We start from the raw sequence: 25,900 nt of genomic DNA, 5'->3' as shown, positions 1-25,900 counted from the left end.
GACATTCTGAATGAGGAAAATATATGAATAATTATGATAGGGAAAAACAGGAGGCTGTGGATGCAGGATATAGGACTCTGAACAGTCTGAAAAAAGCAAGGGATCATCTGAAAAAAGCCAAAAACTGGGGAACATGGGATATGCTCGGATGAGGAATCATTACTACCATAGGAAAACACTCCTGTATGGAACAGGCAAAATGGGACATGGAGGAGGCAAAATCTGAACTGGAAAGTTTCAGCCGGGAACTAAGAGACATAAGTATTTCCTGCAATCTGTCTTTTGATGTAAGTGATTTTCTTTCCTTTGCGGATATGTTTTTGGATAGTTTTATAGTGGAATGGATGGTACAGGAGCAGATTCACAGAACTTACGAAAATGTAGAAAAAGCAGTTTGGCATGTACAGGCAGTTATCAGGGAATTGGAACATAGATAGACCCCAAAATTATGAACAGTTGAAAATTATATTTTTAATGGATTTACTATAAAGAAACGGAGAGGAATAACAAAATGGGAAAATTAATCAATATGAATGCAACAGTCGAGAAAAACAAAACACTTCAGAATATTTTGAACCAGCTGGATACAGTAAAAGATGAGCTGGCAGAGCTGCTGTCCGTATCTGAAGAAACAGAGACAGACAGCGCCGGAATGGATGCTCTTACAGAGGCTCTGGACGCATTGGAGGACGCAGCAGAGATGATCGGCGAAGTTCTTATGGGCGACTGATAGCTCAGGGATGTTCATAAGACAGAAGTTCTTTCAGGATAATGTCATATTCTTCTGAAAAGATGCTGTCTTTGTTCCAGAGAAATGTAAAATCGTGCATAACCATAAAGTCAGAAAGCGGAATCTGTGTCAGGGTTCCGTTTTTTATTTCCTGTTCTACTGCTGACTTATAAAGAAAGGAAATACCGCAGTCCTGGCACAGAAGACTGACAATAGTATGGATATTTCCCACTTCTACAATGCTGCTGAAATCGTGTACAGACATATTTTTCAGAGCCAGAGTGCGGGTAAATATTGCTAGCGTTCCGGAACCGTGTTCACGGATAAGCAGCCGTTCAGAAGTAAGATCGCGAAGTGTTTTTACTGGGTTTTTAAATTCGTGACTGCTGGACGCCACTGCAATATATTCTTCTGTCCGGTAAATGCGCGTGTTGTAGTTATCAGCCTTAAAAAATCCTTCTACAACAGCAAAATCTATGGTTCCTTCACAGAGGCAGGATAGAAGTGTCTGAGTATTTCCATAACGGATCTGAAAGTCTGTATCAGGGTGCGCCTTGATAAATTCCGCAAGAGCAGGAACAAGGGTGTATTCTCCGATTGTCATAGTAACACCAAAGGTAAGTATTTTTTTTGCATGCATGCTTTCGGTGATACGTTTTTTCAAAGTGTTTTCATCATTTCTCATAGTTTCCAGTGCAGTGCGGAGGATTTCCCCTGCCGGAGTGAGAATGAGCTTCTTTTTATCACGGATAAATAAGGGCGCGTTATATTTCTCCTCCAGGAATTTTATGTGCTGGGAAACAGCAGGCTGGGTAAGGCTGAGAGCCTGTGCAGCATGAGTAAAATTCATGTATTCGCATACTTTTAAAAAGGTTTCCATTCTGAAATCCAGCATAGTGTACCTCCTGTACGGATATATTTAACCTGCCATAATCATAACAAAAAATTATGATTATATCAATATATATAATTTTACAAAATGAATTGAATCTTATATAGTAGTTTCAGAACAAAAACACGCAGGATCAGGAGGAAAAATTATGTATGATATCATTATTATCGGAGCAGGACCGGCAGGGATCAGCGCAGGAATTTATGCAGTAAGCAGAGGCAGAAAAACGCTGATTATTGAAAAAGATCAGGTGGGAGGAATGATCGGAAAGGTTTCTACAGTAACTCACTATGCAGGTATCATTGACGGAGAAACAGGAGAAACATTTGCGGAAAGGTTAAAAAACCAGGCGCAGCAGGCCGGTGTGGAGTTTGCATATGAGAAAGTGGAAAGAACAGAGCTTGGCGGAAAAATAAAAGAAATTATAACAGATAAAAATCATTACAGAGCTGCGAAGGTGATCCTCGCAAATGGAACAACTCCCAGAAAACTGGGAATCCCCGGGGAAGCAGAACTTTATGGCAAAGGAATTGGCATGAATGCAGCCAGAGATGCGGAAATGTACCGTGGAAAAAATGTGTATGTAGTAGGCGGGGCAGACGGAGCGGTAAAAGAAGCGTTATTTCTGGCAAAATATGCAGCACATGTGAATATCATACATTTTGAAGAAACATTGGGATGTATTGCAGAGTTCAGAGAAAAGATTGCGAAAACCGGAAATATCAAGCTCATACTTCATTCCAGACTTCATGCAGTATATGGAGCGGACAGAGTGGAATCACTGGAGATTGCAGATGAAAGAACTGGAGCGATAGAAACCATTGCGGATCCGGGATGTGGGATTTTTGTGTATGCAGGTGCTGTTCCAAATACAGAACTTTATCAGGAACTGAAGCTGGAACAGGGATTTATTGTTACGGATGAAAATATGGAAACAGAAATTCCGGGAGTTTATGCGGCAGGAGATATTCGTAAGAAAAATGTGCGTCAGGTATCAACAGCAGTTGCAGAAGGAACACTGGCAGCTATTCATGCCGCAGTATAAACAGGGGAGGAAGAAAATGAAATTTTTGTCAGAAAACGGAAAAGGAATTCTGGTATGCCTGGCGTTGGCGATTCCTGCAAGTCTGTTGGGAAAGCTTTTTCCGATTATCGGAGGACCGGTTTTTGCCATCATCGGAGGTATGCTTTTTGCGCCGCTTATAAGAGGTAAAGACAGCTGGCAGTCAGGTATTAAATATACGTCAAAAAAAATACTGCAGTATGCAGTGGTTCTCCTGGGCTTTGGGATGAATCTGGAAGTTGTCATGGAAACGGGCAAGCAGTCGCTTCCGGTTATTATATGTACGATTACGACTTCTCTTGTGATTGCCTGGGTATTTTACCGGAAATCAGGAATGGATGAAAATACAGCAACGCTGATCGGGGTAGGCTCATCTATCTGCGGAGGTTCTGCCATTGCGGCAACAGCGCCGGTTATTGAGGCAGATGAGGAAGACGTTGCACAGGCGATTTCAGTTATTTTTCTTTTTAATATACTGGCAGCACTTATTTTTCCGGCTCTTGGTACCGCCCTTGGATTCTCTACTACATCAGGAGATACGTTTGGACTTTTTGCCGGAACTGCAGTAAATGACACTTCATCAGTAACTGCAGCTGCATCTACCTGGGACAGTATGTATCATCTGGGGCATCAGACACTGGACAAAGCAGTAACCGTAAAGCTTACAAGGACACTGGCGATCATTCCTATTACTCTTTTTCTGGGAATCAGAAAGGCAAGAAAAGCAGAGCAGGACAATGGAAATAAAATATCGCTGAAACAGGTTTTTCCATTCTTCATACTGTTTTTTATAGGGGCCAGTCTGATCACAACCGTAGCTTCAGGATTTGGAGTTCCTGCCTCTGTGTTTGTTCCTTTTAAAGAGCTGTCTAAATTCTTTATTATAATGGCAATGGGAGCCATTGGATTTCATACAGATATTGTAAAGCTGATAAAAAGCGGCAAACAGCCAATTTTGCTGGGCTTGTCCTGCTGGATCGGAATTACGGCAGTAACACTTATCATGCAGCATCTGATGCATTTATGGTAAAATTATTTGTGCCTGTAGTAAAAAACAGCAACCTGAGTCCGATCTCTCAGCTGCAGTTTATCCAGAATAGAGCTGAGATAATTACGGACGGTTCCTTCGCTTAAAAAAAGACGGGAAGCAATCTCTTTGTTGCTGAGACCGTCTGCAATAAGGCGGATAATTTCAAATTCCCGTTCACTGATATCATAGTCCTCATAATGAAAAGCAGAACCGGTTTGAATAAGCTCCGGTATTCTGGACATGATCTCCGTGCCAAAAACAGTCTGACCGGAATGGACAGCTTCAAGAGCCGGCAGGATGCTTGCATAATCCTGTTTCAGAAGATAGCCTTTTGCGCCAAGCTTCAGAGCTTTTACAATATATTCATCATCAGAAAAAGTAGTAAGAAGAAGGATTTTTGCATCAGGAAATTCCTTCAGTATTTCAGCGGACGCATCCAGTCCGCTTTTTTCTTTCATACGGATATCCATGAGAAGCACGTCCGGCTGATGGATTCTGTATAAATCTACAGCTTCTGTCCCATCTGATCCTGTGGCAGCTACAGTGATTTTTCCACTGGCTTCCAGAATGGTTTTTAATGCGCCGGAAACAAACATATCATCATCTGCGATCACAATGTTCATAGGTTAATTCTCCTGTTCTTTTGGAATGATAATAAAAATACGGAATCCATGATCTGTGGTGATCTGGAGAGTTCCATGTAAAGGGACAAGTCTGTCATGGATATTGGAAAGGCCCATTCCTCTGTTTTGTGCAGAAAAGTTATCCGCTTCTGCAGCCTGTTGAGAAAAAGAATTCCCGAAAAAAGAACCTGATGTTTTATTTGCGGAAGAACTCTGAAAGCTACAGGAAGGTGTTGGAAGGTTTCCATTATCCTCTATACAAAGCTGATACAGGGCAGGATGTTCACGCATGACAATATATGCGCTGGTGGCATTGCTGTGCCTTGCCATATTGGACAGCGCTTCTTTTATAATACTGATAAAGCAGTATTTGATCTCACGGGGAATTTCAAGTCCCATATCATAATCCAGAGCAACAGGACAAAAATGAAATTCTGAGATCAGATCTTCTACAGATTCTCTGAGATTGACAGATTCATCATGAAGATCGTGGACACTTGTCCGGATACTGGTCATTGCCTGATTAAGAGAAATATCCAGACTGTCCAGAAGGGGAGAAACTGCCTCAGAGGTGCTGACTGCTTTTGCGGCTCCTGTGATCAGAATAGAACGGGATAAAAGATGTCCTACATTGTCATGGATTTCTCTGGAAATGCGGTTCCGCTCTTTTAAAGTGGCTGTATATATTTCATAATTCTGTTTTTCTGCAAGCATATGATTTTTTTCTTTCAGAAGCATATTTTTTTCTGTACTGTCATCCCGGAGTTTCATAAAATCCTGCCTGAGTTTTTCTTCGGCTTCGGTGCGGCGTTGGAGGAAAAATGCCACAATAAAAAACAGGATGCCCCAGAAAGAAAAAATAAAAATATCTGAGTTCATTATCCGGATCACATAAAGGTAAAGGAAACCTCCTGCAAGGGCAGGAAGATAAAAATGATCCTGGATCAGAATATAAAATACTGCAGGAAAAAATGCAGACATTTCAGGGACTGCAAGCGCTGCTGTCATAAAAGCTGCGCACAGAAAAAGATGAAGTTTTTTTGATACTGAGAAATAGCCTGCGCAGCAGATTCCCACACACAGAAGGAAAGCGCAGATAAACGCTTCATCTGGTTTCTGAAAAAACAGAAAAAAGAAACCTGATAAGATAAGTAATCCTGTATTTTCAAGATGGCCCATGACAGTTCCTCTCCTGATTGTTATTTCTGATAAGGCTCCTTGCGGCTCCTGTGTTTCAGATGGTTTCAGTATAATACAAAACTGTGACCGGGGCAAAGAAAACAAAGGAGGAAAAGAAGAAAGTGACATTTGTCATATGAGAAAATGACGGTGTTCACTACCGGAAAAATCTGTCATAGGTTATAATTTTTTTATGATCAAGATAATCAGCAGGTATGGAAATTGAAAATAAACAGGGCGTTTCATTACGCTTTTGCAGAGCTCATATAGAAGCTTGAATATTTTGGGTGTATGTATATGCCAGAGTTGTCTGTGAAGAATTGGATATTTGCTCCTTTACAGACATGAAACAGAAAATAAAACTTTACCGGGAGGGAAAAAGATGGGCGGAACAGATTATGAAAAAGAAGGAATTGTACATATAGAAAATCTTGTAAAAAGATATGGTTCTCTGGTGGCTTTGGATCATCTGAATCTGGATATACGGGAGGGTGAGATCTTTGGGCTGCTGGGACCAAACGGTTCGGGGAAAACAACAGCAATTAACTGTTTGCTTGCTCTCTTAAAATATGATAAGGGAAGCATCCGGATTTTTGGTAAGGAGATGGAGCCTGATAATTATGAGGCAAAAAGGCAGATTGGTATTGTACAGCAGAATGTGGCGGTCTTTGATGAGTTTACTGTGTATGAAAATATTGACTATTTCTGCGGTCTGTATATAAACGACAGGAAAAAAAGGAAACAGCTTGTGGAGGAAGCAATTGACTTTGTGGGGCTTGGGGATTACAGGAAAATCCGCCCCAAAAAACTTTCCGGAGGGCTTCTGAGACGTTTGAATATTGCCTGTGGAATCGCACATAAACCACGGCTTATCATTCTCGATGAACCAACAGTTGCTGTGGATCCTCAGAGCAGGAATCGGATTCTGGAAGGGATCCAGGAGCTGAACAGACAGGGTTCCACTATCATTTATACTTCTCATTATATGGAAGAGGTGGAGCAGATCTGTACAAGAATAGCAATTATGGATCATGGAAGGAGTATTGCAGCAGGAACCAGGGAACAGCTGACAGGAATGATAAAAACAGGGGAAAAGGTGACGGTAGAGGCTGTTGTGCTGAAAGAAGAGCAGCTTGTACAGATTCGGGAACTGGCTCATGTATTTCAGGTGGATTATGAAAATGATATTCTCAGGATTCAGTGTACAGAGGCAAAACATAATCTTGTGAGGATCCTGAGATATCTGGAAGACCAGGAGATCAGTTTTGGAAGAGTTTACTCAGAACTTCCCACTCTTAATGATGTATTTCTGGAAATTACGGGAAAGGAACTTCGGGATTAGGAGGGAAATTTATGGCTCAGTTGATTAAATACAGTATTATCCGTAAAATAAGGAATTTTAACATTATATTCTGGCCCTGTATTTTTCCTCTTATTATGGGAACCCTGTTTTACTTTGGGTTCGGAAATATGTCAGAGGCTGATTTTGAGACTGTTCAGGCAGGATATGTAGAGGAAAGCGCAGGCAGTTCCGTTTTTTCTAAGTATCTTGAAGAAATTGAAAAAGGTGGAACTCTTATCCATGTGGATACCATGACGGAAGCGGAGGCAAAGAAAAAACTGAAGGATAGACAGCTGGACGGGATTTTTTTCGCAGCAGACACTCCTTATCTGCAGGTTGCAAAAAACGGAATGGCGCAAAGTGTTATGCAGAGCCTTCTGGAAAGCTACCTGAACGGAAAGAATACACTGGAAACCGTGGCGGCGGTCCACCTGGAAAATATGGATCAGGCAGTGGCAGCCATGTCTGATTATCAGGAAATTGTAGAAAATGTATCTTTTGGAGGAAAAAGTACAAATAGCAATTCTGTATTTTTCTATGCGCTGGTGGGCATGGCCTGTCTTTATGGATGCTTTGTGGGAATGGGTTCCGCATTCTGGCTTCAGGCAAATGTAACAGACCTGGCGGCAAGGCAGTGTGTGGCGCCTGTACACAGAATGACTATGATTCTTACAGAAATGTTGAGTTCGTTTTTTATCCATTTTCTGAACGTAGTGATTCTTCTGCTTTATCTGAGATATGTTCTTCGTATGGAATTTCAGGGAAGTATGGCGCAGATGCTCCTGATTTCTCTGGTTGGGTGTATTGTTGGTGTCAGTATGGGAATTTTTGTATCCAGCGCGTCAAAGTTAAGCGAAAACATGAAAGTAGCGATCATGCTTGGTATTTCCATGACAGGAAGTACTCTTGCAGGATTAATAAACTGCAAAATTAAATTTATAGTAGACCAGAATGTGCCGATCATAAATAAACTGAACCCGGCAGCTCTGATCACAGATGCATTTTATTGCATTAATGTTTATGACGATCCGGTAAGAATGAAGACGAATCTTATTACGCTTCTGATCATGGCCGGGATACTGACAGCCGGTTCATTTTTTGTAGTCAGGAGGGTTCGCTATGACAGTATTTAAAGGATATATGAAAGTGATCAGACAGAGCAGATGGCTGATACTTATGTATGTGGCGATATTTTTTGCCTGTACACTTCTGATGCAGTCAGCGGCAGGAAAAACAGAGAAAAGTTTTCAGGCAGAGTCTTTGAAGATAGGAATTGCAGATGAAGACGGAGGAACGCTTGCTCTGGCGCTGAGAGCATATCTGGATAACTTTCATGAAGTGATACCACTGGAAAATGATATTTCTGCTATGCAGGAAAAGCTTTTTTACCGTGATGTGGAGTACATTGTAAGAATTCCGGAAAATTTTTACCGGAAATGCATTGTAAGTGGAGAAAAGCTTCCGGTTACAGCTGTCCCGGATACCTATTCCGGCATTTATGTGGATCAGCAGATCAACAGCTTTCTGAACAATGCAAGAACCTTTCAGGCAGCAGGATTTACAGAGAAGGAAATGGCAGATGCTCTCGTAAAGGACATATCGGTGAGAGTGGAGCTTGACAGGTCATCAGGAGCCATAGAAACACCTCAGTATATTTATTATTTTCGGTATGTTCCATATCTGGCGTTGGCCCTGCTGGGATTCGTGATAGGAAATGTGCTGCTTGTTTTTCGCAAAAAAGGTCTGAAACACAGATTGCTGGCATCTCCGGTTTCGTCCAGACGGCAGGCACTGGAAGGGATCCTGTGTATGATCGTGTCCAGCACAGCGCTGTTTGTACTGATCATTCTGGTGGCATTGATCTGGTATGGAAAAGAGCTGTGTGCAAACGAGAATTGGGGATATCTTATTATAAATACAGCGGCTTTGTTTTTTGTGGCTCTTTCTATTGCTTATTTTGCAGGAAGCCTTGTAACAAATAAGGATGCGCTCACAGGAACCATGAACATTATTTCCCTGGGAATGTGCTTCCTCTGCGGAGTGTTTGTTCCCCTGGACTATATTTCCACAGGAGTAAAAAATGTCAGTCAGTTTCTTCCTGTATACTGGTATGAAACCGCAAATGAAATTCTGGGAAGGTTTACTGTACTGACCGGCAGCGAAAAAACACAGATATTTCAGGCGATTGGTATTCAGCTTGTATTTGGAGTGGTGTTTGTGTGTCTGACTCTGGTGGTGGAAAAATACAGAAGTACAGGGAAGTAAGGTGATTTAGTCACAGACTGGCATGGAATCTTCGTGTATGATACATACATAAACAGGAGGAAAAAAGTACAGAAATAAATCTGGTACAGAAGTGTGATGAGAAGCAGTACATGGAAATAAATCCTGTAAAAATGGAAATGATAAATAAAAATACATGATGTCCGGGAGGCAGGAAACGGAGCACCGGGCAGGAGGAGGATCATATGTCAGTTTTAAATATTACAAAAAATAATTTTCAGGAAGAAGTAATGAACAGTGAAAAAACGGTTCTGCTGGACTTTTGGGCAGGATGGTGCGGACCTTGCAGAATGCTTTCACCGGTAGTGGATGAAATTGCAGAAGAAAACGACAATATTAAGGTTTGCAAGGTAAATGTGGATGAGCAGCAGGAGCTGGCATCAGAATTTCAGGTAATGACAATCCCGACACTGGTTGTTATCAAAAACGGTCAGATCCAGAATCGGTCTATGGGTGTGAAGCCAAAAGAAGAAATCCTGGACATGGTTCAGTAAAATGTAATAAAAAGTACAAAACAGGGAGTTCCTTCAGGTTGGAAAAGGAGTTCCCTGTTTTTATTTAATATGTATTTATTCCGAAAGTTTTTCCAGTCCTTTTTTGTCCGTGATCTCGATTGTTCCCCGGGACAGTCTGACCAGATTTTCATTCTGAAAATACCGGAGCATTCTTGTGACTACTTCCCTGGCAGTGCCAAGATGATTTGCTATTTTTTCGTGGGTGATCTTTAAGATATCAGTGTTTTCCAGAAGACTTTCTTCAACAAGAAAAGCGGCAAGCCTTTTGTCAAAGCTTTTCCACATGATCTGTTCGATCAGCCACATTACCTCAGAAAAATGGCTTGCCATGATCTGATTGGAGAAGTTTGCCATTGGAGCGGATTCTTCCATCAGAGCTTTGTATATATGGGGTGGAAGAACCAGTATTTCACTGTCTTTTTCGGCTTCAATGATAACCTCAAACTGGATATTTTGCATAACGCAGGATGCGGAAAAAATACATACATCCCTTTCAAAAAGACGATAGAGGGTGATTTCTCTTCCTTCGTCAGATACGATATATGACCGAAGCTGTCCGGAAAGGATCAGCAGCATTCCAAGACAGCTTACAGATCCGTTGTGCAGGATGGTTCCTTTAGAAACAGAACGGCGAAAAGCTGTCTGGGAAATTGTTTCCTGATGGGTGGGTGTCAGCTTATCCCATACGGGAAAATATGTGGAAAAATCCATATTTTATGCCTCCTTTTACGGGCAGGCAGTGTGATTACTGCCAGGACAAAGTTTTAAGATTACTGCAAGTGAAAACAAAATTCTATTGCCAGAAATAATATGGAATAAAATGTGGCTATTTTATTATTACAAAGGAAATAAACAATGATTTAAGTATATAGAAACGTTTAAAATCTGTCAAATATCTGGAAACTTTAAAAGGCATGTGATAAAATTCAAGTTAATGTATAGTTTCCAATAAACAGCTTATAATCAGTTATCAGGTGGCTTATATGGAGGAAATTGCTATGGAAAGACATGGGTTTGCAATGAAAATAAAGAAGGGGCAGATGAATGCATACAGGAAAAAACTTGGTGAAATCTGGTTGGAACTTACCCAGTTTCTGGATAGAAATGAAATTAGAAATTTCAGTATCTGGAATGCGGAAGATTTGATTTTTGGATATTATGAAAATCAGGATCACAAAAGTACAGGAGAAGAGGAAAAGGCAGAAATTAAGGCTCTTTCAGAGAAAATTCAGGATACTTTTGACTGGATTTCCACGCCCGGACAGGACATGAGACTGATGTATCATAATTTTGGTATTGTGAGAGAAAATAAAGAGTTGATTCGTCACAGAGTATTTATGACCAGGCTGAAAGACGGATGCGAAGAAGAATATAAAGCACGTCACGACAGGCTGGTTGCAGAACGGGGAGATGCCGTAGATCCCGGTCCGGACAGCAATTTCAGTATCTGGAGTGCCGGAGGATATATTTTTGGCTATGACGAAATTGACATGACTATGGAAACAGAGGAAACAATTGTTTCAAGAGAGGCAACGGTTGCCTGGGAAATGCGTCAGCTGGAGATCATGGATTGGATTACAAATGATGTGGACTGGATGACAGGAGATGTTCATGCAGATGTCAAACGTCTGGCATGGCATAACTGAGCAGAATTGTATGGCTTATTATTGAGCCCGGCAGCAGAAAATTACTGTGGAAGACAGACATAACTGTATAAAAAAATAAAATGATATACAAAAACCTTCGGAGTCTGTTCCGAAGGTTTTTGTATACAGGAATCATGAACACAGGTTAGCTTACCGGACATAATCCTTAAGATATTCCTGGGTGGTGTTGTCGATCAGGTGATAGGTAAGTTCTGCCATGGTTTCCGGGGATTCGTGTTCTGTCTTTGACAGCCAGGTTTTGATCATGCCGATGCAGCCGCTGAGACAAAAAGCATAGGCATAGCGGATCTCGCTGTCATTAATTGCAAAGCTGCTTGGCTTGAGGAACTTGCTGGCGATCAGTGTCTCAATTCTTTCTACAAAATCCATGTCCCCGTTAGGTCCCAGAAGGGCAAGGGACAGATCGCGGTTGCTGTCCAGAATGGAAAAAAAGCGGGCAAGGAAAGGAATGATTTTTTCCCGTTCTGTGCAGTCTGTAGGGCAGCCTTCCATGGCTTCCCGGATATCCACCATTGCTTCTTCCTCGATTTTTTCAAGCATCTGGTAGATGTCTGTATAATGCAGATAAAAGGTGGAACGATTAATATCCACTTCATCTACCAGTTCCTTAACGGTGATTTCCTTAATACTTTTTTTCTGCATCAGGCGGGCAAGTCCCTGCCTGAGCTGCATCTTTGTTTTTCTGACTCTTCGGTCAACTTTTTCAGCCATGAAAAAACCTCCAATCTTTTTGCAAAAAAAGGCATTATTTTGGTAGAAATGTCGAATTTTATGTTTAGTAGACAAAATAGAAAAAAATGTCTATTAGTAAATATTAAGCTCTTTTTTTGTCGCTTGTATTTTTTTTCAGTTTTAGTATAATACGTTTTGTAAAGAAAAGCAACACATTGTTTATTAATAGAGTTGAAAATGATTAATAGAATTTTAACTATTAGTAGAACAGAAATTGATTAACAGAATATAATGTGATTAACAGAACCAGATAAACGCTGTGCATCGAAGTGTATCTGATTCTTTTAAATAAAGTATTTTCTATATAAAATATATCATGAAAGAAAGGGAATGACTATGATCAAAAACGAGTGGAAGAATCTGCTGAAGAACAAAATGTTGGTAGTTGTTGTTATGGCTATTATCATAATCCCGGTCATTTACGCAGGATTGTTCCTGAAATCCATGTGGGATCCATATGGAAGTCTGGATAACCTTCCTGTAGCAGTAGTCAACAATGACAGATCAGTGGAATATGAGGGAAAGACTTTAAGTGTGGGCAGTGATATGGAAGACGCCCTGAGGGATAATGATTCCCTTGACTTTCATTTTGTGGACAGTAAAGATGCGGAGCAGGGACTGAGAAACGGTACATATTATATGGTAATTACCATTCCGGAAGACTTTTCTGAGAATGCTTCTACTCTGATGGATGAGAAGCCCAAGAAAATGGAACTGAAATATGAAACAAATCCGGGTACCAATTACATTGCTTCCAAAATGAGTGAGAGCGCTATTGTAAAAATTCGTGATGAGGTAGCTTCTCAGGTAACAGAAACCTATACTCAGACAGTTTTTGACCAGATCACAGAAGTTGGAGACGGTATGCAGGAGGCTGCCGACGGTTCAAAGGAACTGAAGAACGGACTTGGAGATGCTTCTGATGGAAATAAAACTATTACAGATAATCTGAAAAAACTGGCGGACAGCACGCTTACCTTTAAGGATGGAGCAAATACTCTGACAGAAGGTCTGAAAGAATACACGGACGGTGTAGCGCAGGTAGACGACGGAGCCGCACAGCTGAATGATGGAGTGGGAACTTTGACAGCAAAGGTTCCTGAACTGACAGCCGGTGTAAATAAACTGAATCAGGGCGTTAAGGATTATACAGACGGCGTTGCAAAACTTGATGCAAATTCTGCACAGCTGACAGCCGGAACAACAGATCTTCAGGAAGGTGCAGAAACTCTGAAAAAAGGTCTTGATACCTTAAAGGATGGAACTACCCAGTATGTAAGCGGAGCCAATACTCTTGCAGATGGAGTGACACAGTATGTTGCCGGAGCAGATCAGCTGGCAGCCGGAGCAAAACAGCTTTCACCGCTGCAGGGAATCGGTCAGGTATCTTCAGGTATTTCTCAGCTGAACAGTTCTGTTTCCAAAGGAGATGGTTCTCTGAAAGCAGGAACTCAGCAGTTGGAAGCCGGTTTAGGGGAGCTGTACGGGCAGCTGAAAGAGCTTGGCGGCAGTCTGACAGCAGAAAACATCAAAAAGCTGACAGCCGGTTTAAATGAAGCAAAAGGCGGAATGGAAAGCGCGGGAAAAGGAATGACCGCTGCCTCTTCCGGAATGACGCAGGCTGCAGAGGGAATGAAAAATGCAGCCGGTGTGATCACCCAGGCCGGACAGGGGATTTCTGCAGTGGCATCACAGGTACAGAACGCATCAAAACCTGTGGCAGATGCAGTAAACGGAGTGACAGGAATTGTAAATCAGTGTGCCCAGGATGCAAATGGAAAACTGGATGCGGCAAGAGCCCAGGTAGATGCGGCAAATGCCCAGATCGCTTCTGCAAACGGACAGATTGAGGCGGCAAACCAGCAGATATCAGGTATGCAGGCATCTATGGCAGGCGCCCAGGCAGCCATTCAGGGAATTCAGGGTTCAGCGGATGAAAACGGAATGGTTTCTGCAGCAAGTCTGAATGCTGTGATCGGAATGCTTGGCAATTCTGCTTCCGGTGTATCCGGAGTAGATGCAGTACAGAATAATGTGGAAAACATGGACGCTTCTGCTTATACTGCACAGGCACAGCAGATTTCAGATGCAGCTGCCGGACAGCTGGCAGGCATGCAGGAAACTTTGAATGGAACTGCGGGACAGTTGAATCAGGCAGCTGAAGGACTGAAAAAAGGAGCGGAAACTCTTGGTGCAAAATCAGGAGAAATGAAAGCGGGCGCAGCTCAGATGGCAGCCGGGGCTGAAAAAATGGGAGCCGGAGTAGAAAATATTCCAGAGATTCCATCGGATCCGATTAATCAGGTGACCGGAGCGGTAGGCCAGCTTTATGCAGGCTCTCAGAAAGTAAATCAGGGTGTTGGAGCTGTTTCTTCAGCTCTTGGTACACTGGAAGAAGGAACAAAGGATTTCCCGAAGGCAGCAGCCGGTGTAAAAGCTCTGAATGAAGGATTTGCACAGCTGACAGCTAATGATAAAGCGCTGACAGCAGGAGCCAAAGATCTGAAAGCTGCAGGCAGTACGGTAACAGGAGGAATCAGTAAGCTGACAGCCGGAGGAAAAGATCTTGCAGCGGGAGTAGGCATATTAAGCCAGGGAATTAAAACCTACACTGCCGGAGTCAGAACACTGGCAGGAAATAATGACGCTCTTACTTCAGGAACTCAGCAGCTTGCATCAGGAGCCGGTACTCTTGCAGCCGGAGCGGCGCAGCTTGCAGATGGAACAAAAACTCTGAAAGCCGGAACCAGTAAACTGGTTTCCAATAACAGTAAACTGAACAGTGGAGCAGCCCAGCTTGCAGACGGTGCAGGACAGATTCAGGACGGTTCTTCCAAGCTTTATGACGGATCAAAGGAACTGGGAAGCGGAATCAAAAAATTAAGCGACGGTTCGGAAACCCTGCAGACAAGTCTCAGCGACGGAGCAAAACAGGTAAAAGAAACAAAAGCAAACGATGATATGATAAGTATGTTTGCCACACCGGTCAAAGAGAAAGAAACTCAGATGACAACTGTGGAGAATAACGGACACGCTATGGCTCCTTACATGATGTCTGTAGGTCTTTGGGTAGGTTGCCTTGCCTTCTGTCTGATGTATCCTCTGACAGAATACAAAGGAAAATTAAAATCAGGCTTTGCATGGTGGGCAAGTAAGGCGTCTGTTCTTTATCCGGTAGCGATACTTCAGGGAATCCTTCTGATTGTCCTGCTTCACCTGATAGACGGATTTACGCCGGCAGAAATGATGAAGACAGTTCTCTTCTCCTGTCTGACATCTGTGGCCTTTACTTCTATTATGTACTTCTTTAACATTACTTTTGGAAAGGTAGGAAGTTTCCTGATGCTGATCTTTATGGTAGTTCAGCTGGCAGGTTCAGCAGGAACTTATCCGGTAGAGATTTCACCTTCCTTTGTGTCAAAGATTCATAATTATCTGCCTTTTACCTATACAGTAAATGCTTTCCGAAGCACGATTGCAGGGGGCGAAAGTATAGGAACAGCAGTTGTTGTACTGATTGTGCTGGCAATTATATTTACAGCGCTGACAATTTTACAGTTTAATCATATGGCACATGCCAGAAAGAGTGGAAAGACGGTTCTTTATGACTGGCTGGAGGCTCATGGAGTAGCATAAAAAAGAAAAACGCTGCAGCTCAGGATCTACAGAGGATTCCGGGCTGCAGCGTTTTTTATAGTAATTATGTATTATTTCTCAACAATTTCAAGGATTTCCATTGGACAGGCTTTTACACAGATACCGCAGGCTGTACATTTGGATGCGGTTGGTTTGTCCTCAGCTTTTACCATCAGGCCGAAAGGACAAGCTTCCACGCATTTTCCACAGCCGGTACACAGTTTTTTGTTTACCATGTATACGCCTTTTGCATTCTGGGTGATTGCGCCTGCTTCACAGACTTCCGCACATTTTCCGCACTGAGGACATGCCATTGGCTTTGGCTCTCCCTTGCGCTCTACAATCTGGATGCAGGATTTGAATACATTAGATTCCTTGTAATAAGCATTTGAACAGGCCTCTACACATTCCAGACATGCCATACAGGTGGCGCCTTTTTTTACTGTCAGTTTTTTCATTACATTACCTCCGCTTTTGTTCTTTTTACCATACTCATCATCTGCTGTGTTCAGCTTATTACATTATATCATTCTTTCTGTACAGGGACAATTTGTTTTGTAGTTTTTTTCACAAAGAAGAAATCCGAGGATGGTGGTGTAACGATAAGATTGAGCGAGGCGTTTAGGTATATTCTGGTTAAAATCCACATACATACAGGGCAAAATATCATGATTGGAGGTGGAGCAGAAATATATTTTGACCAGGTTACTGTAAATGAAGCGACCGGTAATAATTTGGATATTTTTATATAGAATGTCTGGTGTTAGTCTGAAAAATAGAGTATGATAACAGAAAGGGATATTTAACAGATTCATCACATTTTTCCCACAAAGTAAACACAAATTTTTTTTATACTCAGAACATCAAAAAACAGAATATTATCAGGAGGAAATTATTATGGAGAATATGAACAATAATATGAATGACAATTTTAATAATATAAATAATAATGATGATCAGGATAACAAAAAGGATAAGAAAAAAATGAATTTTAAAAAGGGTGCAGGAATTGCTCTCTGCGCTGTTCTGGCAGGAGGTCTTGCATTTGAAGGCATCAGCGCTGTCAGCGGCTGGGATTTTAGCAATGTTGTGCAGGCGTCTGACAGGAATGAAAATAAAACAGAGCTTCTGAAAACAAAGAAGAAATCAGATGAGAAGGATGATGAAAAATCTGAGGAGACCAAAGACAAAAAAGATACAAAAGAAGCCTCTGAGGAAAGAGTAAAAGGAAGTCTGGACGTATCTGATATTGCAGCAAAGGCAATGAAATCCGTAGTTGCCATTGACACCAAATCTGTGCAGGAAGTACAGACATATATCGGTGACTTTGGTTTCGGAGGCTTTACTACTCAGGAGCAGGAAGTTGAGGGAAGCGGTTCCGGTATCATTGTGGGAAAAAATGACGAGTCCCTTCTGATCGCAACAAACTTCCATGTAATCCAGGGTGCAGATACGGTATCTGTTACCTGCATTGACGGAGAGGTTTATGAAGCTGTTGTAAATGGTTATGACGCAGATAAAGATCTTGCAGTAGTTTCCGTTGCTCTTTCTGATATCTCAAAGGATACCATGAAGCAGATCGAGGTTGCCACAGTGGGAAGTTCTGATGACCTGAGAGTAGGAGAGCAGGTAATTGCTATCGGTAATGCTCTTGGATACGGACAGTCTGTAACAACAGGTATTGTCAGCGCAAAAAACCGTAAACTGGATGATTCCGGACTGTCAGAAGAAGATTCAGACGGTGTAAACCTGATTCAGACAGATGCAGCGATCAACCCGGGAAACAGCGGCGGCGCGCTCCTGAATATGAACGGTGAGGTTGTGGGAATCAACTCTGCAAAGCTTGCTTCCACTGAAGTTGAGGGCATGGGATATGCCATTGCTATTACTGATGTATCAGACATTCTTGAGAATCTGATGAATGAAACACCGAGAGATAAGGTGGAGAAACACGGCGCTCTTTCCATTACAGGAAGCTCAGTAAGTGAAGAAGCATCTGTTGTTTATGATATTCCGGAAGGTGTTCTGGTTGCAGAAGTAGCAAAGGATGGAGCAGCTGACAAGGCAGGAATTGAGGAGAAGAATATTATTACAGAGTTTGACGGTAAGAGAGTCCGCAGCATTGAAGCTCTGGTTGATATGCTTCAGTATTACGAGCCGGGCGAAGAGATTGAAGTAACACTTCAGGTTCTTGGAAATGGAGGCTATGAAGAAAAGAAAGTAACCGTTACTCTTGATGAGGGAGCCTCCGAGGACCCTGAGGTTTCTGATACAGTAGCTCAGGAGCCGTCACAGGAAGAAAGCATCCTGGATGAGTTTGGAAACAGCGCAGAGGATGAAGAAACTTATAATGAGTTTTTTGGTGACCTCTGGTAAATGACAGATACAGTCTTTCCATTATAAAAATATATAAGTACAGAAAAGGCCGACAGGATTAGTCGGTCTTTTTTGTGCTGTATTGAAACAGCAGGTCAGGTCTGTTATACTTAAACACAGAGATTTCGGGAAAATGTGGAAAAACAGGTTCCCACAAATGAATATATGTGGAAAACGGTGACAGAATATGAAAAAAAGAAAAGTGATCCTTGATTGTGATCCCGGAGTGGACGATGCAGTTATGCTTGCCCTGGCAGCAGCTCACAGAGAAGAGCTGGATATTCTGGGAATTACAACGGTAAGCGGAAATCAGGATATAAAAAAAGTAACGGCAAATGCAGTGGATCTGGCAGCATTTTTCGGACTGTCAGTTCCGGTGGCAGAAGGAATGGAAAAGCCTGTAATGCGAAAACCGTATTTTGCGCCGGAAACCCATGGAGAAAGCGGGATTGGGAACTGTGTTCTTCCGTGTTCGGGAAAAACGCCGGAGCCGGAAAAGGGAATATTTTTTATCCGCAGAATTCTGGAAGAGCTCCCGGAAGGAGAACAGGCAACGATCGTTGCCACAGGTCCTCTGACTAATATTGCCCTCCTTCTTAGAATTTTTCCGGAAGTAAAAGAAAAAATACAGGAAATTGTTTTTATGGGAGGTTCCCTGTCCGGGGGCAATGTTACAGACGCGGCAGAATTTAACTTTTTTGCAGATCCCGAGGCTGCATATATGGTTCTTCATGAGGGAGTACCTCTTGTTATGTGCGGTCTGGATGTGACGGAGCAGTGTACCCTGTCGAGAAATCAGATTCTGAAGCTATGTCAGTCAGGAAACAGGATCGCAAAGTTATGCGGAGATATGCTGGGGTATTCTCTGGAAAACACATCAGAAAAATACCGGGGAGAGATCAGCGTACATGATGCTGTTCCTGTCATGTATCTTCTTTATCCGGAGATATTTAAGGGAAGCCGGAAACTCCTGACAGCAGACTGTTCAGAGGGAAGCGCCCGGGGCGCTGTACTGGGGGGATTCCGCTGGTGGCAGCATGAGGAAGAGGATTCAAATGTTTTTGTGCTGACTGAGGCGGATAAAGACAGGTTCCGGGAGATCCTGATCACCTCCCTGTATGAGTTGGGACAGCGTTGAAGCATGATATTCCGTAAATAAAATAAAGGAAGCAAATAAATGAATTATATAATTTTTGATCTGGAGTGGAACCAGAGTCCGGAGGGAAAAAGAAGCTCAAATGAGCGGATGCCCTTTGAGATCATAGAGATCGGGGCAGTCAGGCTTAATGAAAAAAGAGAAAAAACCGGAGAGTTTCAGACTCTGATCAAACCGGAGGTGTATAAGTGGATCCATGACAGTATCCGCAGCGTAGTGCATGTGGATTACAAAGATCTTATGAATGGAGTTCCTTTTCCTCAGGCGATTCGGGATTTTCTGGACTGGTGCGGAGAGGATTTTATGTTCTGCACCTGGGGAATGCAGGATCTGACTGAACTTCAGAGGAATCTGAGATATTATGATCTACTGGAGCTTCTTCCGGGCCCGGTGAATTATTATGATATACAGAAGCTTTTCAGCTGGTTTCACGAAAATATGAAATTGCGCAGAAGTCTGGAATATGCAGTGGACACTCTGGGAATCAGTAAGGAAAAGGGATTTCACAGAGCTTTGGAGGATGCAGAATATACGGCTGAGGTTTTTGGCAGGCTGGATATGTCGGAAATTCTGCCCTATTATTCTGTTGATGCGTATCAGGCGCCAAAAAATAAAAAGCAGGAAATTTATATTTCTTATCCTTCCTATGACAAATATATTTCCAGACAGTTTTCGGATCGGGAAAAGATCATAAAGGACCGGGAGGTTTCCAGTACCCGGTGTCCGGTATGCCATCTTCCTGCAAAAAGGAAACTGAGATGGTTTATTAATAATTCCAGAATATATGAAAGTATTTCCGTATGCCAGAAGCATGGAAGTATAAAGGGAAAGGTCCGCATCAGGAAAACCGATGACGGTATGTTTTATGCAGTAAAAACTCTGAAGCGGGTAAGTGAAGAAAAAGCGGAGGAACTCCGTGAGAAACGGGACTCCCTCCGCAAAAAACGCAGAATAAAGAATCAGTGAGATGAAATAAGCCGGTCAGATAACAGAGTTTCAAAATAATATTTTGCACAGCCTGTTTTCTGGCCGTTAAAACTGTAGGTGATTTCCAGAATCGGAAGTCCCACGGAATTTTTGCGCAGGCTTCGGCTGGAATTCAGCGCGCTGATATCTGTTCCATTGGGAAGTGTTACAGACGGAACCTGATATCGGCGGCACAGGATACAGTCGCTGTAGTCCTTCAGGATATATTTTTCTGCAGGAAGATAAGATACGGACATGGTTGCCGGTTCAGTTTTTACAGCTGTTCTGGTAAAGTTATTAAAACCATAATCCAGAAGTGCGGCGGTATCTGCGTAGGCTCCGTTAATGGATTTCATTACAACGGAAACAAGACGCATATTTCCTCTTTTTGCGTATGTGACAAGAGTATTGCCCGCAGCGTCAGTGTATCCGGTTTTGCCTCCCATCACACCTTCATAGGCATAGGTGTTGCCTTTCATCATTTTGTGATGGTTCAGAAGATACCGTGTTTCAGCAAATTTGTTAGTAGGCGGAATCTCATAATAGGTTGTGGTGGCATATTTCCGGAAAGTGGGATTATACCAGGCTGCCCGGGCAATTTTTGCCATATCGGAGGCGGTTGTATAATGAAGCTCATCCGGCAGTCCGTTTGGATTATTAAAATGAGTACCGGTACATCCGAGCTGCTTTGCTTTGAGATTCATCAGCTCTACAAATTTTTTTACAGATCCGGAGGTTTCTTCCGCAAGGGCAAGAGTCATTTCATTGGCTGACTGAAGCATGACAGCCATCATGGCCTGTTCTGTGGTAAATTCTTCTCCGGTATCCGCATAAATGCTGGAGCTGTCGCTGATGGTGATCCCATAGGCTGCGGACTGTGACATTACGATCTTATCTTTCATATTCAGATGTTCCGCTGCCAGAAGCGAGGTCATGATCTTTGTGATACTGGCAGGGTACTGAACTTTGTCTGCATTTTTGGAATAGAGGACTGCGCCTGTTACCATATCTACCAGAATGGCAGATTCTCCTTCGATTTTTGGTCCCTGAGGCCAGCCTTCAATATTGTCCGTATCAGGAGCCTGTTCATAATATTCTGTGTGAGGAATCGGAGTAGGAGTGGCAGTTACAATGGGAGCCCCGTACTCATCATATTCTGCTGCGGAAACGGAAACTGTGGGAGAAACAGCAATTACAGTACACAGAAATCCGCAGAGTATTTTTCTGATATGTTTTATTTTTCTGTTTTTCATGTTCAGAACCTTTCTGATTGTTCGATATTAAGTATTATTCTTTGCATTTTATCCCCTATAGTATACCATACTTACATCTGAGATTGTAGCCATATCTTGGAAGTCAGATAACTGTCCGCTTCATTCACAGCAACCGGATCAAAATATTATATAAACAGTAACTGACAGATTATTGCTTTGCGATATGCCCAGAATTATATTGTCAAAATCCTGAGATATCAAAAAGAGGACACAGATTAGTCAAAAAAGAAGTTTAAAATATCTGAAAAGAAGTATATAATTTTGATAAATTGTGGATTTATACCTGATTTATTTATGACAAAATGGAGGAACCATGAAAAAGACGGGAAACAGAGAAACGATTTTGATCCTGCTCGGTATTTTTATAGTGGGATTTTTTGTATTTTTTACAAATAATTTCTATAAAAGTGTCTGGAAAAAAAGCGGCCTGGAGGAGGCGGAAGAAAGCCGGGTCTACGAAAGCCAGTACGAAATGATCGTCGGAAGCGGAAAAAATGAATTCTGGCAGGCTGTTTACGCAAGCGCAAAGAAAGCGGCAGAAAACCATAATGCATATCTGGAATTTCACGCAAGTGACATGGGAACCGGATATAATGAGATTGATTACATGGAGATCAGTATTGCCGCAGGCGTAGACGGGATCATTCTGGAATTTAACGGGGAAGAGGCTCTGAAAAAAGAAATTGATAAGGCAGAAGCAGCGGGAATTCCTGTGATCACTATTATGAATGACGCTCCGGACAGTAAGCGCCAGAGTTTTGTAGGCGTCAATGACTATCAGATGGGACAGGCATATGGCGAACAGGTAGCTGCGCTTATGGATGAAAATACAGAAACAGCTCTGATTCTTCTGGACAGCGAAAAAGGGGACTTTGAAAAAGGTCAGATCTACAGTCAGATTAATAATGTAGTTATGGAACGGAAGAATGGAAAAAATATTAAGATTCAGGCGCAGAATCTTATGCCGGAAAACAAGTTTGATATAGAAGAAGCCATACGGACGATTTTTCAGTCTCCGGAAGGACCGCCGGAGATCCTGGTATGCATGGACGAGGTAACAACCGAATGTGCCTATCAGGCAATGATTGATTTTAATATGGTAGGAGAAGTAAAAATTATCGGTTACTATGTTTCGGATACAATCCGGGAAGCTGTTGACAAGGGGCTGATTCCCGTAACCTGTACACTGGATACAGAAAAAATGGGAAAGGACTGTATAGAGGCTCTCTGGGAGTACAGACAGGAGGGCAGAGTTAATTCCTATTACAATGTGGAACCGGAGTTTGTAACAAGAAATGAACTTCCGGAGATTTCCCGGGCAGAAAACATGGAGGAACAAAATTGAGCAGAGAAGGTACAAAGAGGAAAAGATGGAAGGATATTCCTCTTGGCAGAAAGGTACTTCTGGCAGTGGTAAGTATTATGCTTCTGATGCTGGGGATCAACATTATCCTTTACAGCCAGGTCAATAAGACGATCCGGAGAATGGATACAGTATATTCCAGTAATGTGGATCTTACAGAACTGTCAGATTCGCTTTCAAATGTTCAGGAGTCCCTGTATGGGTATTTGAGTGTAAAAACATCGGACTCTCTGGAAAGCTATTACAGAAGCGAGCAGACCTACAGGAATCTTTTGGAAAAGCTGGGAAGTCAGATCTCATCAAATCCCACCATGCTTCTGGAGCGGAATATACGCAGAATGTCAGAGTCTTATCTGGCTCTGGCAGAGGAGGCGGTGTCTGCCAAAAGGGGAAGAAACGTAGAAAAATACAAAGAACTTTATGACAGTTCCCAGAATCTTTACAGCTATATCAATACTTATATTGATGAGCTGAACAGTCAGCAGTTCAGAAACAATTCAGCCAGCTACCAGACCTTGAGAGATGCGCTGGAATACCTGGAAATATCCAGTCTTGTGCTGATGACAGTTATGATGGGGATCGGGATTTTGATGCTGTTTGGCATTACCAAGGGAATGATAGAGCCTCTGACAAATCTTGCAGAAACGGCAAATCTGGTAGGTCAGGGAAATTTTAATGTAAAGATGCCTCCGACAGATTCTCTGGACGAGGTGGGAATTGTGACAAGAGCTTTTAATACCATGGTGGAGAGCCTGGAGGAATATATTATCCGTACAACCAGAAGTATGGAAAAGGAACAGCAGATGATGGAAAGGGAGCTTCTGATGAAAAATCATCTGAAAGAGGCCCAGCTTAAATATCTGCAGTCTCAGATCAATCCTCACTTTCTGTTTAATTCGCTGAATGCGGGAGCTCAGCTTGCCATGTTGGAGGATGCGGAAAAAACCTGCATTTTTGTGGAAAAGATGGCGGATTTTTTCAGATATAATGTAAAAAAAGGTCTGGAGGATGCCAGTCTGGAAGAAGAGCTGGTAGCGGTTGAAAATTATATTTATATTCTTAACGTTCGCTTTGCAGGAGAAATCCATTTTACCAGACAGGCGGATGAAGATATCATGGACTGCAGAGTACCCAGCATGATCCTTCAGCCTCTTGTGGAAAATGCAGTGAACCATGGAATCCGGAATATTGACTGGGAAGGCAGGATCCATCTGGAAATCGTGGGAAAAGAGGACAGGATTTTTATACGGATCATGGACAATGGAAAAGGCATGAGTCAGGAGCGAATCCAGGAAGTGCTGAGCGGACACGCAGGAGACGGAGAAGAACAGTCTGACTCCACAGGCGTGGGAATGAATAACGTGATCAGCCGGCTGGAGCTTTATTACAATCAGAAAAATCTGGTGGAGATCCACAGCGAAGGAGAAAACAAAGGGACAGAAGTGATTTTGAAACTTCCAAAAACAGGAGGGCAGAAATAAATGTACAGAATTATGCTGGCAGATGATGAAGGAATCATGCTGGAGGCGCTAAAAAATATCATTACATCAAATTTTGGGGATGAATGTGAAATTGCCACGGCAAAAACAGGAAGAGCGGTAGTAGAACTGGCGGAAAGTTTTCGGCCGGACATTGCGTTTATGGATATTCAGATGCCGGGCATCAATGGGATCCAGGCTATTAAGGAAATACAGAAGTACAATCAGAACACTATTTTTATTGTTATTTCTGCTTATGATAAATTCAGCTATGCAAAAGAAGCTATTAATCTGGGTGTTCTGGAATATCTTACCAAGCCGGTAAACAAAAGAGTTGTCATAGACGTGTGCATGAAAGCCATGCGTAAAGTGGATGAGGCAAGGCAGAAGAGAAGTGATGATCTGAAGATAAGAGAAAAGCTGGAAACAGTGATTCCCATACTGGAAAGCGGATATCTGTACAATATTCTGCTTGCAGACACCTTTCATAATTATAATGACAACTACAGGCAGTTTCTTGTGATCGAAGAAAAGTATGGATTTATGATCGTTCTGGAGTTTGGAGACAGTGAGGAAAATGGAGTTCTTACCAACGCTGTGGGGATCAGCGTGCGGGCAGAAAAATTTTATCCTCAGCTTCGGGAGATCGCAAAGGAGTTTTTTCACTGTCTGGTAGGTCCTGTTATGGGAAACAGAGTGGTTCTTCTGGTTCCTTATGAAAAAAATTCCATAGACTATGACGAGCGGGTACATATACTCACAAAAACCAGAAATATGGTGTATAAGCTGGAAACAAGGACAGACAGCAGATTCCGGGCCGGAATCGGACGGATCAAGGAAGAGGACAATCTGAGAGAATCATATTCAGAGGCTCTTCAGGCTCTCCGTGAGGCGGACAGTCATGTAGTTCATGTCAATGACATTCCCACAGGGCGGGAGGACGAAGAGGATTATCCGGAAGAACTGGAATCCAGGTATTTAAGAAACGCCATGAAAAGAGATATTGCAGGGACTTCAGAATGTGTGGACAAAATCTTTGAATGGATGGACAGTCACTGCGGTGGTTCCATGGAAGAGATGCAGATCAGAGCTCTGGAACTTCTGATAAAGCTGGAACAAAAGGCTTTTGCTTCAGGAAGAATGAGGAGCAGGAAGAAAAAACATTATATCCAGGAGCTGAGAAACTGTACGGACAGGCAGCTGATGAAAAAATGGTTCTGGGAGCAGACAAGGGATATCAGCAGAAGCGTGGAGGAAAACAGGGAGAGGCAGTCGGAATCTGTCATGGAAAAGGCAAAGGCCTACATCCGGGAAAATTTTCAGAAGGAGCTGACGCTGGACGAGGTTTCCAAGATCGTGGATATCAGTCCTTATTATTTCAGTAAACTTTTTAAGCAGGAAACAGGTGAGAATTTTATCGAATATCTCACAAAAATACGAATGAAAAATGCAGAAATGCTTTTGCAGGATTCTCATTATTCCATTAAAGAGGTGTGCATTATGTCCGGGTATGGGGATCCCAATTATTTCAGCAGGATTTTTAAAAAGTATGAAGGGGTAACTCCAAGTGAATACAGAGAAAGGCTGGGATAACA

24 protein-coding genes are annotated in these 25,900 nt (G+C 42.4%); 17 read left to right on the top strand and 7 right to left on the bottom strand.

What is annotated here, in order from left to right; translation table 11 throughout:
• Window positions 1-23 precede the first annotated feature (23 nt).
• The 3 genes from LU279_RS05465 (at window position 24) to LU279_RS05455 (ending at window position 730) form a co-directional block, all read left to right on the top strand.
• On the top strand, window positions 24-152 hold the full coding sequence (locus LU279_RS05465) for a hypothetical protein (protein ID WP_274421526.1): 129 nt from the start codon (window positions 24-26) through the stop codon (window positions 150-152).
• A gap of 33 nt (window positions 153-185) precedes the next feature.
• The gene (locus LU279_RS05460) at window positions 186-437 is read left to right on the top strand and encodes a hypothetical protein (protein WP_274421525.1); all 252 of its coding nucleotides are present in this window, start codon (window positions 186-188) and stop codon (window positions 435-437) included.
• A 74-nt stretch (window positions 438-511) separates the two neighbouring features.
• Window positions 512-730 (top strand): hypothetical protein, encoded by a 219-nt coding sequence (locus LU279_RS05455; protein WP_274421524.1) that lies wholly within the window; start codon window positions 512-514, stop codon window positions 728-730.
• Window positions 731-734: 4 nt separating this feature from the next.
• On the opposite strand, the gene LU279_RS05450 is transcribed toward LU279_RS05455, so the two are convergent.
• Window positions 735-1,625: a LysR family transcriptional regulator gene (locus LU279_RS05450; RefSeq protein ID WP_274421522.1), complete on the bottom strand. Its 891-nt coding sequence runs from the start codon at window positions 1,623-1,625 to the stop codon at window positions 735-737.
• A 145-nt stretch (window positions 1,626-1,770) separates the two neighbouring features.
• Here LU279_RS05450 and LU279_RS05445 point away from each other — a divergent pair, with 145 nt between their 5' ends.
• Window positions 1,771-2,667, top strand: coding sequence for an NAD(P)/FAD-dependent oxidoreductase (locus LU279_RS05445; protein WP_274421521.1), 897 nt, complete (start codon window positions 1,771-1,773; stop codon window positions 2,665-2,667).
• A gap of 16 nt (window positions 2,668-2,683) precedes the next feature.
• Window positions 2,684-3,715, top strand: coding sequence for a YeiH family protein (locus tag LU279_RS05440; protein WP_274421520.1), 1,032 nt, complete (start codon window positions 2,684-2,686; stop codon window positions 3,713-3,715).
• A 2-nt stretch (window positions 3,716-3,717) separates the two neighbouring features.
• On the opposite strand, the gene LU279_RS05435 is transcribed toward LU279_RS05440, so the two are convergent.
• Together LU279_RS05435 and LU279_RS05430 are read right to left on the bottom strand one after the other, a co-directional pair.
• Window positions 3,718-4,338 carry a response regulator transcription factor gene (locus LU279_RS05435; protein WP_274421519.1) on the bottom strand — a complete coding sequence of 207 codons (621 nt, stop codon included), beginning with the start codon at window positions 4,336-4,338 and terminating at the stop codon, window positions 3,718-3,720.
• 3 nt (window positions 4,339-4,341) lie between these two features.
• Complete coding sequence (locus LU279_RS05430; protein WP_274421518.1) at window positions 4,342-5,517, bottom strand: sensor histidine kinase; 1,176 nt, start codon at window positions 5,515-5,517, stop codon at window positions 4,342-4,344.
• Window positions 5,518-5,929: 412 nt separating this feature from the next.
• On the opposite strand from LU279_RS05430, the gene LU279_RS05425 reads away from it, so the two are divergent.
• The 4 genes from LU279_RS05425 (at window position 5,930) to trxA (ending at window position 9,636) form a co-directional block, all read left to right on the top strand.
• Window positions 5,930-6,859: an ABC transporter ATP-binding protein gene (locus tag LU279_RS05425; RefSeq protein WP_334305583.1), complete on the top strand. Its 930-nt coding sequence runs from the start codon at window positions 5,930-5,932 to the stop codon at window positions 6,857-6,859.
• 11 nt (window positions 6,860-6,870) lie between these two features.
• Entirely contained in the window at window positions 6,871-7,992 is a 1,122-nt protein-coding gene (locus LU279_RS05420) for an ABC transporter permease (RefSeq protein ID WP_274421516.1), read from the top strand.
• Window positions 7,979-9,124 carry an ABC transporter permease gene (locus LU279_RS05415; RefSeq protein WP_274421515.1) on the top strand — a complete coding sequence of 382 codons (1,146 nt, stop codon included), beginning with the start codon at window positions 7,979-7,981 and terminating at the stop codon, window positions 9,122-9,124. Before LU279_RS05420 ends, LU279_RS05415 begins: the two co-directional genes overlap by 14 nt.
• Window positions 9,125-9,327: 203 nt before the next feature.
• A complete protein-coding gene (trxA, locus tag LU279_RS05410; RefSeq protein WP_274421514.1) occupies window positions 9,328-9,636 on the top strand; it encodes a thioredoxin in 309 nt (102 codons plus the stop codon).
• A gap of 75 nt (window positions 9,637-9,711) precedes the next feature.
• Here trxA and LU279_RS05405 read toward each other — a convergent pair whose 3' ends face one another.
• On the bottom strand, window positions 9,712-10,368 hold the full coding sequence (locus LU279_RS05405) for a Crp/Fnr family transcriptional regulator (protein ID WP_274421513.1): 657 nt from the start codon (window positions 10,366-10,368) through the stop codon (window positions 9,712-9,714).
• A gap of 287 nt (window positions 10,369-10,655) precedes the next feature.
• Between LU279_RS05405 and LU279_RS05400 the strand changes: the two genes are divergently transcribed.
• Window positions 10,656-11,303, top strand: coding sequence for an L-rhamnose mutarotase (locus LU279_RS05400; protein ID WP_274421512.1), 648 nt, complete (start codon window positions 10,656-10,658; stop codon window positions 11,301-11,303).
• Between the two features lie 150 nt (window positions 11,304-11,453).
• On the opposite strand, the gene LU279_RS05395 is transcribed toward LU279_RS05400, so the two are convergent.
• Window positions 11,454-12,035: a TetR-like C-terminal domain-containing protein gene (locus LU279_RS05395; RefSeq protein WP_274421511.1), complete on the bottom strand. Its 582-nt coding sequence runs from the start codon at window positions 12,033-12,035 to the stop codon at window positions 11,454-11,456.
• A 357-nt stretch (window positions 12,036-12,392) separates the two neighbouring features.
• On the opposite strand from LU279_RS05395, the gene LU279_RS05390 reads away from it, so the two are divergent.
• Window positions 12,393-15,692: a YhgE/Pip domain-containing protein gene (locus LU279_RS05390; protein WP_274421509.1), complete on the top strand. Its 3,300-nt coding sequence runs from the start codon at window positions 12,393-12,395 to the stop codon at window positions 15,690-15,692.
• Between the two features lie 71 nt (window positions 15,693-15,763).
• Here LU279_RS05390 and LU279_RS05385 read toward each other — a convergent pair whose 3' ends face one another.
• Window positions 15,764-16,150 (bottom strand): 4Fe-4S dicluster domain-containing protein, encoded by a 387-nt coding sequence (locus LU279_RS05385; RefSeq protein WP_022067241.1) that lies wholly within the window; start codon window positions 16,148-16,150, stop codon window positions 15,764-15,766.
• A gap of 439 nt (window positions 16,151-16,589) precedes the next feature.
• On the opposite strand from LU279_RS05385, the gene LU279_RS05380 reads away from it, so the two are divergent.
• The 3 genes from LU279_RS05380 to LU279_RS05370 all read left to right on the top strand — a co-directional run bounded on the left by LU279_RS05380 (window position 16,590) and on the right by LU279_RS05370 (window position 20,190).
• Complete coding sequence (locus tag LU279_RS05380) at window positions 16,590-18,068, top strand: S1C family serine protease (protein WP_274421508.1); 1,479 nt, start codon at window positions 16,590-16,592, stop codon at window positions 18,066-18,068.
• 187 nt (window positions 18,069-18,255) lie between these two features.
• Complete coding sequence (locus LU279_RS05375; protein ID WP_274421507.1) at window positions 18,256-19,206, top strand: nucleoside hydrolase; 951 nt, start codon at window positions 18,256-18,258, stop codon at window positions 19,204-19,206.
• A 39-nt stretch (window positions 19,207-19,245) separates the two neighbouring features.
• Window positions 19,246-20,190: a 3'-5' exonuclease gene (locus LU279_RS05370; RefSeq protein ID WP_274421506.1), complete on the top strand. Its 945-nt coding sequence runs from the start codon at window positions 19,246-19,248 to the stop codon at window positions 20,188-20,190.
• On the opposite strand, the gene LU279_RS05365 is transcribed toward LU279_RS05370, so the two are convergent.
• Window positions 20,184-21,443 carry a D-alanyl-D-alanine carboxypeptidase family protein gene (locus tag LU279_RS05365; RefSeq protein WP_274421505.1) on the bottom strand — a complete coding sequence of 420 codons (1,260 nt, stop codon included), beginning with the start codon at window positions 21,441-21,443 and terminating at the stop codon, window positions 20,184-20,186. The two genes, LU279_RS05370 and LU279_RS05365, sit on opposite strands and share 7 nt — an antisense overlap.
• A 334-nt stretch (window positions 21,444-21,777) precedes the next feature.
• On the opposite strand from LU279_RS05365, the gene LU279_RS05360 reads away from it, so the two are divergent.
• The 3 genes from LU279_RS05360 to LU279_RS05350 are packed head-to-tail and all read left to right on the top strand — an operon-like array spanning window position 21,778 to window position 25,898.
• Window positions 21,778-22,809 (top strand): sugar ABC transporter substrate-binding protein, encoded by a 1,032-nt coding sequence (locus LU279_RS05360; protein WP_274421504.1) that lies wholly within the window; start codon window positions 21,778-21,780, stop codon window positions 22,807-22,809.
• On the top strand, window positions 22,806-24,308 hold the full coding sequence (locus LU279_RS05355; RefSeq protein ID WP_274421503.1) for a sensor histidine kinase: 1,503 nt from the start codon (window positions 22,806-22,808) through the stop codon (window positions 24,306-24,308). Before LU279_RS05360 ends, LU279_RS05355 begins: the two co-directional genes overlap by 4 nt.
• Entirely contained in the window at window positions 24,309-25,898 is a 1,590-nt protein-coding gene (locus LU279_RS05350) for a response regulator (RefSeq protein ID WP_022067234.1), read from the top strand.
• The last annotated feature ends 2 nt before the right edge of the window (window positions 25,899-25,900 follow it).

Origin of the sequence: Blautia sp. XA-2221 (genome assembly GCF_028767025.1) — a bacterium.
Lineage (GTDB): Bacteria > Bacillota > Clostridia > Lachnospirales > Lachnospiraceae > Blautia_A.
This window is presented reverse-complemented; position numbering and strand designations above follow the sequence as displayed.